8 protein-coding genes are annotated in these 17,175 nt (G+C 42.4%); all 8 read right to left on the bottom strand.

The annotated features are described in order from the left end of the window. Positions 1–132: 132 nt before the first annotated feature. The 8 genes from CS562_RS17905 to CS562_RS17870 all read right to left on the bottom strand — a co-directional run bounded on the left by CS562_RS17905 (position 133) and on the right by CS562_RS17870 (position 17,160). Positions 133–2,733, bottom strand: coding sequence for a hypothetical protein (locus CS562_RS17905; RefSeq protein ID WP_099857641.1), 2,601 nt, complete (start codon positions 2,731–2,733; stop codon positions 133–135). A 168-nt stretch (positions 2,734–2,901) separates the two neighbouring features. Next, on the bottom strand, positions 2,902–6,480 hold the full coding sequence (locus tag CS562_RS17900; protein WP_180287172.1) for an S-layer homology domain-containing protein: 3,579 nt from the start codon (positions 6,478–6,480) through the stop codon (positions 2,902–2,904). Between the two features lie 589 nt (positions 6,481–7,069). Continuing rightward, positions 7,070–7,411, bottom strand: a complete 342-nt coding sequence (locus CS562_RS17895) for a hypothetical protein (protein WP_079695642.1) — start codon at positions 7,409–7,411, stop codon at positions 7,070–7,072. Positions 7,412–7,614: 203 nt separating this feature from the next. Next, positions 7,615–11,580 (bottom strand): S-layer homology domain-containing protein, encoded by a 3,966-nt coding sequence (locus CS562_RS17890; RefSeq protein WP_099857637.1) that lies wholly within the window; start codon positions 11,578–11,580, stop codon positions 7,615–7,617. Between the two features lie 163 nt (positions 11,581–11,743). Further along, complete coding sequence (locus CS562_RS17885; protein ID WP_072733618.1) at positions 11,744–12,871, bottom strand: glycosyltransferase family 4 protein; 1,128 nt, start codon at positions 12,869–12,871, stop codon at positions 11,744–11,746. Between the two features lie 372 nt (positions 12,872–13,243). Then, complete coding sequence (locus CS562_RS17880; RefSeq protein WP_099857635.1) at positions 13,244–14,002, bottom strand: WecB/TagA/CpsF family glycosyltransferase; 759 nt, start codon at positions 14,000–14,002, stop codon at positions 13,244–13,246. A 6-nt stretch (positions 14,003–14,008) separates the two neighbouring features. Further along, complete coding sequence (csaB, locus tag CS562_RS17875; protein ID WP_099857633.1) at positions 14,009–15,163, bottom strand: polysaccharide pyruvyl transferase CsaB; 1,155 nt, start codon at positions 15,161–15,163, stop codon at positions 14,009–14,011. Further along, the gene (locus tag CS562_RS17870) at positions 15,139–17,160 is read right to left on the bottom strand and encodes a DUF5693 family protein (RefSeq protein ID WP_099857631.1); all 2,022 of its coding nucleotides are present in this window, start codon (positions 17,158–17,160) and stop codon (positions 15,139–15,141) included. The genes csaB and CS562_RS17870 overlap by 25 nt, the downstream gene beginning before the upstream one ends. Positions 17,161–17,175 lie beyond the last annotated feature (15 nt).

Below are 17,175 nucleotides of genomic sequence, written 5' to 3'. Positions count from 1 at the left end.
CCTCCTCTGGTAATCTATTAACTTTAACTATAGAGAAAAAAAAGTGCTGCGACAAGCAAAACCTCGTTTCCGTTAGGGTGGAAACGAGGTTTTGCCACTAATCCTATTAGATTATTAAGTCTGCAAATACTATTATTCTATAACTGGTTCTTCTTTTGGTAACTTGGAAAGATCATATCCATAAACTTGCTCTGCAAGAAGCAAACGTTGTCCTTGAAATTGATCATACAAGCTTAGTCGGTAAGAGCCGCCTCGTAATTTCTCGAAGAAGCTATCTTCGACGCTCCAGTTCAGTGTCTGGTTAGTTCCCACTTTCAGATCAGTACCAGGAGTTAACTCTTTCTCGAATACTTTTCCATTTTGAGCTATAAAGGTTAAAATCCACTTGTGTTCATTCTCAGCCATCTCTATCTCTTCGCTACGAGTAAGCGTGTAATTCATATCAACTTGTACTGAATTACTGCCGGCCAGATATGCGCGCACACTATTAGCTATCAACGTATATGGATAGAGGTCAATACTCGAAAGATTACCTTGAACACTCAAGGAGATTGGCGGTACCTCGAATGCAATTGCATTTACATAAGCAGTCGCTTCCCCTTCACCCGTTACAAATTTGCTGTCTGCAATACCTTCACCCACAATCAGGCGCAGGTCTGAGAAGGTAACAGACTTCGGAATCTTAGCCCAGAACGTAACAATCGACTTCTGACCCGGCCCAGGCAGACGCTCTGCTTGCTTCGCAGTTGCTCTGTAATACTGGCCATCGGAAGTTTTGAAGTATCCAACAAGTTTACCTAGACCACTCTGACGCAGTGACTTGTTCGTCATTTCAAATTCGGTATAAACAATGTCCGATGATGTCCCTGGGTAACGAATTGTTCTTCGAACACCCATCTCAGTCTCTTTATCTGCAATACCAGTTGTATAGGTCTTACCCGTTGCTACGTAAGATACGGGCTGGATCAACCCCGACGTATTTAACGTGATCCACTCATTCGTTTCTTCTTCACTTACCTTTTCAATCAGACTTACTTCTAACCGCCCCATACGAAGTTCAGAAGGAATTTTGGTCAAGAGATAAGCCTCCGTTGTCATACCCACCCCAAGTAGTTTTCCGCTTTGCGTATAGATTAACTTTTTATCTCCATCAATTTGAGCCGAATCAATAGTGAACATGGCTTCGAGCTCTGGGAGTTGTACCGTTTTGCTGCCAGCATTACGAATCGTTACTTTCGCAGCCACAATGTCACTATCAGACCAAGGCAAACGCTGTATCGTGCCCAATGAGACACCAAACGTTCCTTTGCTATTCTTAATGACCGTCTCTGTTGTCAAACCGTCTCCAGTGGATACAGATTGCGGAATTGCATATACGCCTACAGGATAGGAGAAAACAAAGCTACTTGTACTTGTTGGAATCGTTGACTCCGTGCTCTCAGTTTTATCCACAGGGCTCATAGCGTACAGCTTAATTTTGCTCGTATCTCCATCACCTTGTATGGTTGCGTTAAGTTTAATCGTTTTAATATCTCCCGGGTTCAGCTTTAATGCGTCTAATGCCTTGGTTTCAATCGGATAGATTGTTCCGTCATCAGTTCGTACTTCAAATGTATAGGTTGGTACTTTAACGGCTTTCTTACCTTCGTTCTTAAGCACAAATTGCATATTCAGATCATATTCACCGTCATCGATACGTACCTTTGCTGATTCCAGCAATGTAGATAATCGTTGTCCCTCAACAGATATGATATTCGGTTGATTCGCAGCCACCTCTACGTTCGTAGCTTTACTTGCCTCAGGCAGCTGCAATGCAGCAACAGGTAAGACCGTTTTTTCTTCACCCTGCTCTTCCACCAGCAATAGTTCGGACTTTTGCAACTTCACCGATGTTGGGAGAGAAGCCATCAGACTCAGAGCCTTATTAGCCTGCGCCTGAATGCTAACGCTTGTACTATCCTTGTCTGGCGTCAACGGATAATTCGTGCCACTTGGCGTACGCAAAATCCATTTGATATTCGGGTTTTCGAGTAATTTGTAACTAATATTGTTTAAATTCACCCCGATTTTGACATACTGGTTCTTATCTTCACCAGGAAATACCTTAATACCAGATACTTTCACCTTCACGGCAGAGTCGCTCAAACGTACCGTCTTCGGTTTGCCTACAGGTGTTGTAATGCTATAGGATGCGGGTACATTAAACTTACCCAGCGTTCGTTCATAGTTAGCTTGACTAAAATCCCATTTAACGATCAAAAAGTTCAGATCACTCAGCTTAACTTCGCGACCAACTTTCATTGTATAAGTAAGCTCTACACTTGATCCGGGGGCAACGCTTTTCTTTTCTTGGTCCTTGGCTAGTAATTTTGGAGAGAATAATGTCCCACCCTTGGTTTTCACTTTGCTCCAGTAATCGAGCATCATTAATGGTTTGCTATCATTATTCTTATATGTCAGTGTGTATGTAACCACATTACCATCGTCTTGAGATAGAATGTTTACGTCAGTTAATTTAACTGAACTACGTGCGGTTACCTTAACAGGAGCCAAATTCCCTAAAGTATGTACTACCTTGTTCTCTGATGCTGATTTACTAGATGTGGTATTGGAACTATTCGTAGTTGTTTTTTCAGTATTATTACCAGTGTTCGCTGCAGCTGAAATTCCTGCAGTTGAACTCAAAACCAAGGCACTCGCCAAAAGACTCACTAAAACTTTCCTTTGCTCCACTTCCAAACCTCCCATATAGTTGCTTGTTACTTTATAGTATAAACGTTTGGGGAGGGGAAAAGGTTACGATGTTGTTGTACAGATATCTGAATAATCTATGTAAAAAAGAACTGCCCCTATTTTAATAGGGGCAGTTCTTTTTTACAGTTTTAACATTTGAAAATTTTATTACTCAGCATCATAAGCTTTCAAAGTACGTACAGACTCAGCTTCGCCTGCTTTAGTTACAGTTACAAACACATCACCTGCACCTGCACCCAGTTGTGTAATGTTTACCACAGCGCTAGTTTGACCCGCAGCTACAGTAGCAGTACCAATTGCAGTACCACCGGTAGAAGTAGCATATACTTTGACTACATCTGTAGGAGCCAAACCAGATACAGTTACAGTATCATCAGTTCCAACTGGGTTGTTAACTACTGTAATGCTTGCTGCTGTAGGAGCAGTAGATTGTACAGTTTCAGCTGTATAAGCTTTTGGAGTCGCTACAGATTCAGCTTCTCCCACTTTAGTTACAGTAACGTAAACGTCACCAGCAGTTGCACCCAATTGTGCAATTGTTACTGTTGCACTAGTTTGACCACTAGCTACAGTTGCAGTACCTAACAAAGTAGTTTTAGCTGCATCTTTATAAACTTTAACTACATCAGTAGGAACAAGACCAGTTACAACTACAGTATCGTCGCTATTGTAGTTGTTGTTAACCGTGATATTACCTGCTACCGGAGCAGTTGAAGGATTTCTTGTGATGGACAAAGTACCAGTTGCAGTATCTGAGTCACGGGTATCAAATGCCGCAAGTTTCAGATCTGTTTTAGCAACGCCATCAGTTCCAACAGCTGTAGCATCTACGAAGTTACCGTTGTCGTTAACGAAAACTACGTTAGCAGTACCAGTGTAGTTTACACCAGAGAAATTGAGAACGATTTTGTTATCTCCATTAGTGCTAGTAAGATCAGCTACGTTTTTAACTTCGTAGTTCCCGGATGCACTTCCATAAGTAAAGGAAGTTCCATCAGCTTTGTATACTTTGAAGTTGTCTTTGAGGTTAGCAGTATTTTTAACTTTAACTGCTTCGTCAAGATTGATTGTAAGTTCCAATGTAGTTGGGTTGAAAGCAATATCTGTACCGAGATCGATTTTCCCACTTGAAGTTTTGTTTACAGATGGAGCAATCGTATCTTGGATTATAGCAGAAGTTCCTGCCAGTGGGGCATTTACAAGGTTTTTAGCAGCATTTGCAGTGAACGTCAACGTGTCACCAGCATTAGCTCCAATTTTCGCACCCAATGTCAGTTTAACAACAGTGTTATCACTGGAGTCAACAACAGCATTCGCTACTCTAGTACCACCAACTGAGAACTCAGCACTGTTAACGCTAGATACAGGTTGGTTAAATTTAACCAATACAGTGTCTTTTGCAGTTGCGTTTGCACGAACTACTTTAAAGTCAGCATTGATTGGGTTAGTTGCTGTACCAAATGTTGTTGAATATCCGCTCAAGAATACACCCGCGGCACTCTTAACACCTTGAATTGTAAGTTCGTTAACACTTGCAACATTAGTAGGCAAAGTGATAATTACACCTTTATTATCATTTACTGGAGTAATGTTAGTACCTGCTGGCAATTTACCAGTTACAGGTGTAGCATTATTAGTTCTTACATACTTAACGAAATAGTTCTCTGGATTAAGAATGGATGCAGTAGAAGTTGTATCCATAGCTTTATCAAATGTTACATAATAAACATTTGCATTACCAGTTACACTTGAAACAGCTGGTGCTGCTGCGTCTTTAGCTTCAAGTGAAGTTGTGTAAGGAAGCATCGTATTTTTCAAAGTTGTAGTATCTTGCAATCCTGACAACTCAACAGTGTATTTACCAGACTCAAGAGCCTCGGAGAATACAAGTGTGAATTCTTTAGTAGCGCCTGTTGCTCCACCCAAGATAGATACACCATAGTCTGTTACAACTTTACCGTCTTTATCTTTCACAACTACATTAGAAGTTTTGAAAGTAGTCAGGTCAACTGGTTTAGTGAATGTGTATTTAACACGATCATAAGTAGTTTCATCATAGAGAGCACTTACTACTTCTGGACGAGTTTGGTCAACTACAGGGTTGATGGACACTTTAGTGTCAGCTGCAATTACGTTGCTGCTGAAGTCAACAATGTTTTGAACATACAGGTCAGTTGCGACAGCTGGAAGCTTAGCAGAACCACTGAAAGTCAACTTGAATGTTTTAGAATTGATTTTTTCAACAGTGTCGTTAGCGTAGTGTTTAGTAGAACCACTCAGCCAGTAGTAGTTACCACCTTTGATTGCTTCGGAGTCTTTAACGTCTTCGCTAAATACTACTGTAGCTCCCTCAAGTGTAACATCCTTAACTTCTGTAACTGTTGGAGCTGTTTTGTCTTCAACAACTTCGAAGTCTTTAGAAACTTCAATCAATTTGTAAGGAACATAATCTTGAACTCGGTCATTGATTGTCAAAGTATGTTTACCAACACTCAATGTGCTGAATACTTCGATGATCAACTCACGGCTACCAGATCCAGAAATCACACCAGAAATTGCTGTTCCATCAAGTTTAAATGTAGATGCAACAGAGCTGTTAGCTTCTACTGGCTCAGAGAAAGTAACTTTAATTGCTTTGTTACCCAATCCTTCTACACTTTCAACTGTTGGCAATACAGAATCAACTGGCTTGAACTCGATGTCTTTTTGAGTTACAAGTTTAGTTGTATCAGATCCTTTAAGAGAGTTTACAGAAAGTTTATAGTTTTCTTGGTTAAGAAGAGCATTTGTCAAAGTCAGAACAACGGATTTTCCACCGTTTTGAAGTTCTACAGACTTAATGGATACATTGCTATCAGCATCGTCTTTGATTGTGTAAGTAGCTACATTTTCAGCAGATGCTTTGTTAACGTCTCCGTCAAAGTTCACAGTTACTTCTTTCAAGTTAGTAGCAGTTACGCTCTCAACTTTAGTAGCTGTAGTTACTACATAAGTAACTTTCTCAGTGAACTCTTTATCTTTGTAAGTGAATTTCACTTCAGTTTCTTTGTTAGCTTCGAGAGCTTTATCCAAAGTTACTTTAACGGATTCACCGTCGCTGATTTTGAAAGTAACAACTTTACCAGCTTCGCTTACTTCATAAGAAGCAACTTTCAAGCTTTGAGCTTGATCAATTGCGTAAGCAGCGCCTACAAGCAATTGACGGGAAGCGTTGGATTGGAAGTTCAAGCTAGTGTCAAGCAAACCAGCGTTGATTGCTGCTTGAACATAACCTTTAGCCCATGCTGTTGCAGTGTTATTAGTTTCAGTTGGAACTTCGAGGTCCAAAGCGATTGTCAGAACTTTCGCCATTTCTTCGATTGTTACTTTACCGTTGAAGTCGAAGATTTTCTTCTCAACGTTTTTACCTTCCATGATGCCTGCAGCTGTTACTGCTTCGATGTAAGGAGCAGCCCAGTTTTTAGCATTGTAGTTTTTATCGTTGTAAGAATATACACCAGTGATTTCTTTCAGGCCAAGCAATTTAGTGATAACTTTTGCGAACTCAGCGCGAGTCATCTCTTTGTCCAAACCAGCTGTTCCATCTGGGTAACCAGTGAAAACACCTTTTGCTTTCAATGCATCAAACTGTTGTTGTGGCGAAACTGCTGTATCACCGAATGCTACAGATGCAAACATTGAGAATGCCATTGCTGTAGACAGAGCTACGGATAAAATTTTCTTCATAACCTTTTTTTCTCCTCCTTGGGCGTTCATAACATTGGAATTTTCTTTAATAGGGTCGCTCGTGTTCCTCATTCTATTGTCGCACCCCCTTTCCAGAGTCATGAGCAAGTTAATATAAATGATGTCTGTGAGCATATCACAGAAACTTGTAAACGAGAATAATGATAGATCCATACGAAAATAGAGTAGTTTCCTAATCCTACCTTACGTATTATACAATGGGTCTTCCGTGCCGTAAAGCAATTTTTTCTAATAAATAGACAAGATTCTTCACGAGGTCATTCTTGGTAAGTTCCCCAATGTTTTTGACTCTACATCTTAAACGCAGAAGATTTCAAAAAGTTGCGGATTCATCAAAAAAAGTTTTGAACTTATTTATGTATTGATACAGTGCGGGTAGATGCGAGGTTCAAAACCTTTAGACCATCAATGATGGAGCAGTCTGCATGAGATTATGTTGTGTCTGGATTGATGGGGACGTTTATTTATACCCGATAACTCGCTGCATGAAGCGACAAATTCTTCTAAATGCAAAATAAATAAAGGCATTCCATATGGAATGCCTTTCGTAATGCTCTGGTTCTATAACTTAGCGAATTTTCATCGCAAGATCAATAATTTGAGCACGCATATTCGGATCACTGTTCAATCTCAGATACATGTCGTCAATGGGTTGTCTATTTTCCCGGTATGTCTTTTCATGCTTCATCGTGGTGTGAGACCATTCAATTAAGTCATTCTCAGCCAGAACCAAATTGTTATACGCATCATGGAAGCCAGTCGCCTTGACAAGCCCTTCCATCACTTCTTGGGAAACTTCCTGCGTTTTACGTGTATCTTCTATTTTCTTCTCCAGAATGACTGCTTGTTTCTCGAACTGTGTCTTTGCCTTCATGTAGCCCAGCTGGGCTTTCGAATAAATCGGTTTCATTAGCTAACTTCACCCTCTAGATCATTGTGTATTTACCGCTATTGTATCTTAATCTCTAGCAAATTACAAAAATAGATATTGGTAAAAAACAGATTTCTTCTATTATAAAAGTGTTCTTTACCAGTTGATTTACAGTCATAAAAAGACCCGTCCCTTTAGTCCAAGGGACAGGTCTTTCAGAATTGAATAGTTTTCTATACAGATTAGCTCAAGTTTTTAGGGAACAGCTTCGTACTCTTCTTAAGTAATTCAACTGCAATTTTGGCAGCTTCTGCACGAGTCATATTACCCTTTGGATTGAACTGATATTGAGCTTTGGTTGCGCCAGGCACCGTGACCGGGCTACCTTCCATGATTTTCGCTTTGGTTATTGCGAGAACAGCAGGACGAGCATAGAATTCAATAGAGCCTGAGTCCAGGAATGACTTTCCAAGCGTAGCAGCTAGTTTACTGTCGTTCGTCGCCAAATTGGAGTTCATTGCACGAGCAATCATAACGGCTGCCTGTTCACGTGTAATTGGCATTTCCGGTTGGAAATATCCATCACTCAACCCCGTAACGATACCTGCCCGAGCAGCTGTCTCGATAGCTTCATAAGTCCAACGATCAGACTTGGTGCTGATTGAGACGTCCTGGAACGTTTGTTGGTTGGCATAATTCAACGGAATATCCAGACCTCTAACGAGTAACGTTGCAAATTCTCCACGAGTTGTCTGATCATCTGCACCAAAAGAACTTGCTCTCAATGGATTCATAATTCCTTTGGAATACAAAGCATTAAGCAAATTACGAGCCCAAGGGTGGTTTGTAATATCAGGATAACTTCTACTCAATTTCATTACTTTGTAGTATCCGAATTCATCAAATGGTACCGTAATCGTGTGACCTTTTGTATCAACGACTCCCCCAATAGGAATCCACTTGCCTACATTGGTTTTATCTGAGTATCTGAATACTGTAATGGTAGAACCTACATCGTCTACAATGGAAGGATCATAAGCGATCGTCAGGCTACCTCTTTGAGATGGAGTTAGGACTCTCTCAGCAGCATATTGCGTAAAGTTCCCTTCCAGACTGTAAGGAGCCAAACCATTGGTTCCTGCGCTATAGCCACTTTCTCCTTTATCTCCAAGCTCCCCAATACCACCGTGAATCCAGTAAATATCAGAAATTGGTGTAAAGTTGCTTGTATTGAGTGTTGAACTAAACAAACCCGTAAGTTCAGGCGATACAGTAATGAAACTTTGTGCATTTTCACTACCTTCATCCGGAGATCCGATCCAGTTACCGTAATCATTCTTTCTCTCTACAATCCCTTTATCCGGATCAGCAATTCCGAACAAAATCTTGTTATCTGGATAGAACTTGGTCATATTTCTTACTGTTGTGGATTGCAGAACCGTTCCCTTCGGAAGTGAAAGCTGCAGCTCTTTGTTAAATACAGTATATTTATTTGCAACTTTCGGAGCCATGTATTGCGTATCTGTTGTAATTGTAGAGGTATAGAATACATTGACTGTGTCATTAATTGTTCCGCCCGGACGAGTAATTTGAATCTTGATTGCGTTATTTTTGTCGGGTTTCAAACCTACATAGTCCAGTATAAAACGATTGTTAGAATCCGTACGTTTAACCGCAGGCTGCTTATCAATAACAACCTGAGTAGCCCCTTCTGCCTCAATATCGAATCTTACAAAGTTTTTATTAACAACAATCTTATCTCCTACGGTTGGCTGAGGAGCAAGAATGCGATAAGAAGATGGTTCACGTACAATCTCTAAGCGCTGAGTTGTTCTAGCACCTGTTCTATTAATAAGTTCGAGTGTATACACGTGCGTTCCAGGTGCATCAAATTTCAGATTTTGAATTCTTACGAAGAACTGATTTTCATTACCTACAAAATCAAATGTAGGCATCCCATTTTCACCTAATTTATTCGTTTGTAGTACACGATCAGTAGCTTGTGTATGGGTAAACACTAGTTTGGAGCCAAAGTAAACGTTAGCAATTTGTGCTCCACCGCCATTAATCACGAGATCATAATTTTCTTCACTTGTTACATACTTATCTTCTTTGAATGCAAATTCAGGCGTAACCGCGAAGATTTTCTTCAGTTCGTCCTGTGTATAACTGGTTAGAGCCTTATCAACAAAGGGTTGTCTGGAATCCTTAGGAACCAGCGTAGGCATAAAGGTGGTAACTGTTGATTGGTTCGTATCAATAACATTGATTCTAAGCGTTGTTGTTATAGTTGTAGGCTGTTTGTTGGCATCCTCATCAATTGCACGAATCACAATCGTGTTCTCACCATATACAATCGGCCCTTCCTTCAACACTTTTAATTTAATGGAAAAATCTCCATCGCTGTTCGGGAAACCTGATGTAACCTGTGTATATTCAGTATCTTTAAGCACCTTACCATTCACTACAAGCTCAGGCTTAAAATCAATCCCCAGCGTCTTAAAGCCAATAAACTTACCTTTAACAGACATTGTCTGTTCCGTACTCTTCGAGTCGAAACTATATGTCTGTCCATCTTGCAGATTCTCTACATAGATCGAACTAACAGATGAATAAGAAATCTTGACTACTTTCGGAAGATCGGTCGGTTTGCCGAAATAAAAACGAATTTGTTGTTCTCCACTTACAAATCCCTTGATCTGATAGATCTGTTGTTTGGAAGTCAAACCCATTTCCAGTTCAGTTTTAACAGCATCAATTTCAAGTTTATTTACACCTGTAGGTAAATATTCCCCAAATAATTTAGCTGCATTAATATCTTTGCTGGATTCAACCAAAATGAAGAATGTGTCGCTTTTCACTCGTGATCCATCCAGTTTGGTCTTGGACTCTATCGGGCCACTTTTGTAATCCGGAAGGTAGTACATATTCAAGATATCCTGGGAACCTGGCGAATACACGTATCCTCCAGTAAATCCTGTGCTGAAATTACCATAAGTGAGGCTGACTTTCACTTCCTGATTCTTCTTGACATCAGTCCCGCCCTCTTCCAGCTCCATTTTGAAAGGCGTGTCCACTACAAAATCCACGAGTCGATATTCCAAACTAATTCCGTCTGCTCCTGCAATCGCAGTTGTTTTGGTTACGTGAAAAGTGAACGTTGGAGGTTGATCTATATTGCTATTCGATAATGTAATTGTTCCATTCGTTGGACTAAAATCCGTGCTACTTGCTGAATAAGGTAATAATGCTTGTCCAGACAATTTGCCTTCTTTTTGGTCCGCTATTGTAAAATTCGGATTTGTGTCATTCAATATGGATTGCGTCTCTGTTCCTACCGTTAAGTCGAGCTTAGTAAACGGTTGGTTTTTATCAAAATAATACACCGAACGCTCCGTTTCAATGGAGTTTGATGCACTTGATATTTTAAATTTCAACGTATTTATTCCTGCTTTAAGCTTAAGCTGCGGCAAGAAAAATGATCCATCTTGTAGCATAGCCGAATCAAAAGAATCGCTACCATTTACTGTAACTGTAACCTGCGTAGCGTTTTGCACCTTACCTTGGATAGATACACGTTCCGTATTAACAACTGTTTCAGAACCTGCGTTAAGATCGTAGGTTGCATTCCCTGTACCTCCAGAAACAACCGTGGAGATTTTGAAGTTCTCTATAAAGGGAGCTTGGTCATATAAAACATAAAATGTATCCGAACGTTCAACAGAACCCTGTACTCCTAAAAAGGTGATCTTGTTGAATCCGGGAAACAGTGTAAGGTTGTTTGCATTAAACTTGTTGTTCCCACTGCTATCTGCAGTGACTGCAGTTGTAATGGATTTCGTTTCATCTGGAACCCACTTATCCACATTGCCTTCAGTCGTGGAATTCAACTGCTCTACTTTTACTTTCATCGTATCTTTCGAAACAAATGCATATGAACCTGAGATACTAATAGTTGAAGTTGATGTGGTATATGCGTTACTTCTTGAAAGGAATTTCTTGCCTGTCTCTCCTGAAACCAAAGACAGAATGGATGTTTCCCTTAATACCTTAATATCTGGTGTAAAGTAAGTTGAATATGCGTTAGATCCTGTAGTGTCACCGTCCGCAGCCGAAGCAACGGCCCCACCGAATAGACCCTGTGGGAACAATGAGAACACCATAGCGACCAACATGATCCATGCCAACGGCCGTTTCTTTTGTTGCATTACGTATCATCTCTCCTCTTTTTAAGTCAGTTACCGTTATATATCGGCCGAAAGGTTCCAATTATTTAGTAAAAACAGCAAAATAAACAAAAAACCTTGTCCACGAGGGACAAGGTTTGGGTTGAAAGAATATTCAATAAGATCAGTAAACGAGCGTTTCTATTTAGGATTTCGAGCGGGTCTCCGGGTTCAACTTGACGCGCATACGCATCAGGAAGTTAATAACCGGCCTTCTGGTTTTGCTTACAAGTCCGATGACTTCTGCTCCAACCTGGAGGAAGAACATCATGATACAGATTACGACGAACGTTACCCAGTTGGCTTCGAACATCGCAGCGGAAGATTGGATAATCGCCAGTACACCGAAGAATGCGGCAATACCGTAGATGATCAGCACTGTCTGACGGTGACTGAATCCAAGCTCACGCAAGCAGTGATGCAAGTGACCTTTATCCGGTGAGAAAATCGGTTTCCGTTGTACCGCACGACGAATGATCGCGAAGAAGGTATCCGAGAGCGGCACACCGATAATGATCAGCGGTGTAATGAAGGACACGACAGCAATTTGTTTGAATCCGAGCATGGACAGCATTGCCAGAGAGAAACCAAGGAATAGTGATCCCGTATCTCCCATGAAAATCTTGGCCGGGTGGAAGTTGAAGAACAAGAAACCAACAATACTACCGAGCAGCACAAGACACATCAAGGCAATCATCATATTACCCATCAGGAAGGACATCACGGCAATGGTACCAATGGCAATACCGGATACACCGGCAGCCAGACCATCCAGACCATCAATCAGGTTAATCGCATTCGTTACACCAACAATCCAGAGAATCGTCAGCGGAATGGACACCCAAGCTTCCAGTGAGGAGTACGCATCCTGAAAAGGAATATTGACGAAGTCTACACGGATGTTGAATCCGAATACGACTACTGCAGCAGCAACAATTTGTCCGAGCAGTTTGACTTTGGCTGACAGTTCAAAACGGTCATCCAATGCACCAATCAGTACGATGATCGATCCACCAATCAGAAAAGCACTGACAAAGCTCATATCTCTTGTCGTAAACCATGCCGACACAAACGGAAGCAGGGCAGCAACTGTAATGATAAAGGCCAGGAAAATCCCTAGACCACCAAGACGCGGCATAATCCGAGTGTGCACTTTACGTGCATTCGGCGTATCCATTGCTCCGATTCTGACTGCGAACTTTTTGACAAGTGGTGTCAGGGCAAGAGCCAGTCCCATTGACACGATAAATCCAATGATAAAGATCGCTACCATTTGAACATTCGACCCCCAATTATAATACCTGTAAGAAATTATAAATCCCCTGATCTCTTTTTATATATAAATTATTGTTCGTCACTTTTAATAAAAATACCATTTGCACCAGAACGGAGAGGGCAGAAATAACCTGTAGAAGCGAAGCGTTCGCCTTTATCACGGGATTTCAACCTTAGAAAGGTTGATAAAAGAAATCCAGGGATAACAGCGAACAAAAGGTTATTCTGACATCGAAGTGGCCATGTGCAACTAAAAGTTTTTATTTGAGTGGCACACATGTAATCCGGAATGAATTATACGCTGATCACAGGCGAAATGCCAACCTCAATTTTTAGCAAAAACGTGCATTTTACTCGTAATAGCCTAATTTTAACGGACTTTAGTCACGTTTTCTTTGTCCCGCATCACTTTGACAGCGAATTTCGGAAGCGCAAGCATTCGACCAGCCCGGCTAGGTTCGCGAAGTAGACGATAAAACCATTCCAGTCTTAACTTTTGGAACACTTTAGGTGCACGTTTGGTTTTGCCCGAAATCACATCAAAGCTGCCTCCAACCCCCATCGTAACGGGAACCTGAAGCGCGTCTTTGTACTTGTGAATCCACGGTTCCTGCGTGTCTGCCCCACGTGCAACAAACAGCAGATCAGGTGCAGCTTCACGGATGGAAGCGACAACCTGCTCGTCCTCAGCCGAACCAAAATAACCGTCGCGATAACCTACAATTCGAATCGCCGGATATTGCTCTTGTAACCGAACTGCCGTTTCTTGAATCACCTCAGGTGTGGAACCGAGCAGATACACGCCCCACCGATAGTTTTCTCCAACACGCAGCAATTCATGTAAAAGCTCAAATCCAGGTACCCGCTCTGCCACAGGCTCCCCACAATAATTGGCAGCCCATACAACCCCTGTCCCATCGGGTACAATCATTTCCGCAGACTGCATAACCTTCATCATCGCCGGGTTTTCCAGCGCGGCCATGACCATGATGGGATTGGCTGTAATGACTTGGTGCGGCTGTTTTGTAAGCACTGCTTGGCGTAGAACCTCCACCGTTTCTTTCATCGTTAGTTTGGAAAAAGGAATACCATAGATTGAAACGGTAGGTATTGGTCCGGTCTGATTCATCTTATTTCACCCTTTGCGGCCTAAATATTTAATAATTTGCTGAGCAGGCACTTTGGCTTCCTGCTTCAATTCGGTAATGCCTTCTTCATGTTCCTTCAGCCACTGTGAACGCTGATCCAACAGGTTAGCCACCGTCTTCGCCAGTTTATCCCCATCCAGCGCATCCGTACTGCCCACGGTTTCACTATCCAGACGCAGCATGAACTGATCAATCTTCGGATCATACGAGATACCAACGGGTGGAACATACTGTGATGCGGCATAGATCAGACTGTGCAGACGCATGCCGATAACGACATCACAATTGCTGACTTCCTGCAGCATCAGCTGCGGATCGGTGAGATCCTTGGTAATGCTGACTTCGCTACCTTTGTTACCGAGGTCACCGAGCATTTCCATAACAAAACGTGAAGCCTGCTCATCAATCGGTAAGTGAAATGGCATAAAGCGCAAGTGAACGGCTTTTTTGGAGCAAAGCTTCTTCAATCCAGCAGCAATCGCTGTAAGCTCTTTACGATCCGACTCCCAGAAACGTACGGATACGCCGATCACCGGGAGTTTGGTATGAACGCTTGCTCCTTGAGCATTAACCGCGACTGAATTTACTTCTTCAGCTTTGGCTTCAGGCAGTGGCAGACCCATCACCGGGTCAGGGACCACATGAATCTGATTCCACCGCAATCCGAGCCCGCGCAAATATTCAGCGGATTGTTCATCACGCACAGATACATAGTTGCAGGCCTTAAAGACCGAACGAATCATCGGATTGAATATCTTGCGATTTACAGGTCCGATGCCCTGAGCATAGATAAATGTTGGTTTTTTCAACCATTGGGCCAGTTTGATAACACCCAGGTAGTAAGGGATGGATTTCAGTCCGGTTGCATCCTGCAGCAGACTTCCTCCCCCACTAATTAAACCGTCACTTTCCTTGATCGCTTCGCGAACTTCCTTCAACTTCATCCGATGTACTGAACGTACACCGTACATTGAAGTGGTCGACTCCGGGTCACCGGAGAGCACAATCGGCTCAATCGTGACATTCGATCTGTGACTCTCCTCTTCCAGTGCCGTCAAAATTGACTTAAGTACCGCTTCGTCTCCGCTGTTGCGGAATCCGTAATATCCTGAGATGACTAACTTTTGAGAAGTGGTGACCATTTTTTCCAACATCCTTCCGCTACTTGCCACACACCCACAGCAACGATACCGAAGATTAAGCCAAGTCCCAATCCCATCACTCCACGAATGAGTGACAATACAGCTGGCGTATGGATATGCGCGAACGTATCCACCATGGACAATTGTCCAATTGCTGCAATAATGAGCACAAAGATGACTTTACGATATTTTAAAGCGGCGAACACGCCAACGATAAACAGCGGGTGTCCCAGCATAAATTCTTTGAATCTTGGCCGCACGCCGAATGTATCTTCCAGCGTAGTACGCAGGAACATCTCGAACGGTGTAACCGAACCCGAGTTGCCTGTACGGCTCAAATAATAGTATCCAACCACAGCAGCAACCAGTGCCAATACAACCATCAATACGTTAATCGGTGTACGAAGAATATCCTTAATTTGTTTAATGGAGAATGTACCCGAACCACGGTAAAAGACAATATAAATCGCTACCAGCGCCATAGGTGCAAAGTGTAACAAACTCACGCCTCGGAACTGGTTGATCACCAGACTGTACGTAATGCTGTTCAGCAATGCGATGACAAAAGGCACCGCCAGGAACGAAAGAATCGACGTTCTTACATATAAGAAGATCGTTTGTGCCAACCGGCGACCCGCAGGTGCGTCTGGCTGACGCTGTTGCTGATAGTTCACTGTACGAACTGCCAGAACCATCGCAATGGTTGGCGCGCTAATTGCGACCAGCAAGGCAATTCCTTGCTCCAGCAACGTCGGTTTGAGCAAGAATAACCCGGCACTACCCACCAGAGCCAGCGCAAATACCAGCAATGTCAGCAGTGGTACAAAATAGGAAACCATAAGCGTAATCATTGCGATTGCACCAATCAAGGCCACCAGCTTGGCATAACGCTGAATGGAAGAATCCTTAACCGTGAACGCTTCAGCTTGTCCGAGTTCAAAGCCGTGTTTGCCCATACGTTCAATCGCATGACCTGGCTCACCCAAACTGTTGATCAGATTATCAATCGGATTGGTGATCATAGCTTTGGCTGTATTCCGACTTGGCGAAGCATTCATATAGAGCATACGAATGTTGCGGTCTTTGGTAGCCAAAACAAAACGGTCAGCAATGGTGTCTACATCCAGATTGGCATCCCCGTCACTTAAGGAGTACAGACGAGTTACATTGTAATCAATTTTATAGGAGAGAGTCTCAAAACCGGATTGTGGTTTCTTCAAATTCTCAATAGCCGCCAGTCCAATATGGTGCTTGTTCAGCAACTGGGCAAACATATCGATACTCTTCATCTCTGCATTATCATTGTACCCTTTCACAGCATCGCCATCAAACAAGATGCGCTTTACCCCATTTTCTTCGAAGAAGGTAAGCAGGCGTTCCATAGATTCCTGATTGTAAGGAACACTGTCTGCGATCCGTGGCAAAATGTAAAATCCTTTATCACGCAGCATCTTCACGGCAACCGGATCTGGTTGCAAAGGCTGCATGTTGGCATTCTCCGGTGGAGTCTGCAATATTAAGCCGCTACGACCTTCATATTCCCATGGAAGCACAGGAATCTCCCGATCGGCGAACGTTTGTTCAATGATAGGGGTATACGTTTGTGCATTTTCCTCGTTTGTGAATAGCACATACGTGTAATTATCGTTAGCAGGAATGACATTTTTGGTCATGTTCGCAAGATCCTGCCCGTTATATACCATCAGACGGCGGGACTTCTTCAACTCATCCAGTGTACTTTCAAACACCGCCATGGTTGTCACTCCGGCGTCTTTTAATCGAGTCAGTTGTTCATTCATAAAGTCTTGCGGATGGGCCTGATAAGCCGAGATATCCAATAGCCCCCGATAATTGAAGACAAGCTCCACCTTTTTGGCGGAAGATTCCGTCTGTACCCGATCACTGATGACAGGGATGGAAGCAATCAAACCGATAATGACAACAATCCACAGCCACTTCCGTGAAGCGGTATTCCAATAAAGCCATTTTTGACGCACTACATGTACCTCCTC

Origin of the sequence: Paenibacillus sp. LK1 (assembly GCF_002750415.1) — a bacterium.
GTDB lineage: Bacteria > Bacillota > Bacilli > Paenibacillales > Paenibacillaceae > Paenibacillus > Paenibacillus taichungensis.
The sequence above is the reverse complement of the archived record's forward strand: the minus strand, read 5'-3'. Positions and strand labels throughout refer to the sequence as shown.

Bases quoted from the DNA above. Each gene is read 5' to 3' on its own strand.
- CS562_RS17900 (WP_180287172.1), bottom strand. From the start codon at position 6,480: ATGAAGAAAATTTTATCCGTAGCTCTGTCTACAGCAATGGCATTCTCA.
- CS562_RS17895 (WP_079695642.1), bottom strand. From the start codon at position 7,411: ATGAAACCGATTTATTCGAAAGCCCAGCTGGGCTACATGAAGGCAAAG.
- CS562_RS17890 (WP_099857637.1), bottom strand. From the start codon at position 11,580: ATGCAACAAAAGAAACGGCCGTTGGCATGGATCATGTTGGTCGCTATG.
- CS562_RS17885 (WP_072733618.1), bottom strand. From the start codon at position 12,871: ATGGTAGCGATCTTTATCATTGGATTTATCGTGTCAATGGGACTGGCT.
- CS562_RS17880 (WP_099857635.1), bottom strand. From the start codon at position 14,002: ATGAATCAGACCGGACCAATACCTACCGTTTCAATCTATGGTATTCCT.
- csaB (WP_099857633.1), bottom strand. From the start codon at position 15,163: ATGGTCACCACTTCTCAAAAGTTAGTCATCTCAGGATATTACGGATTC.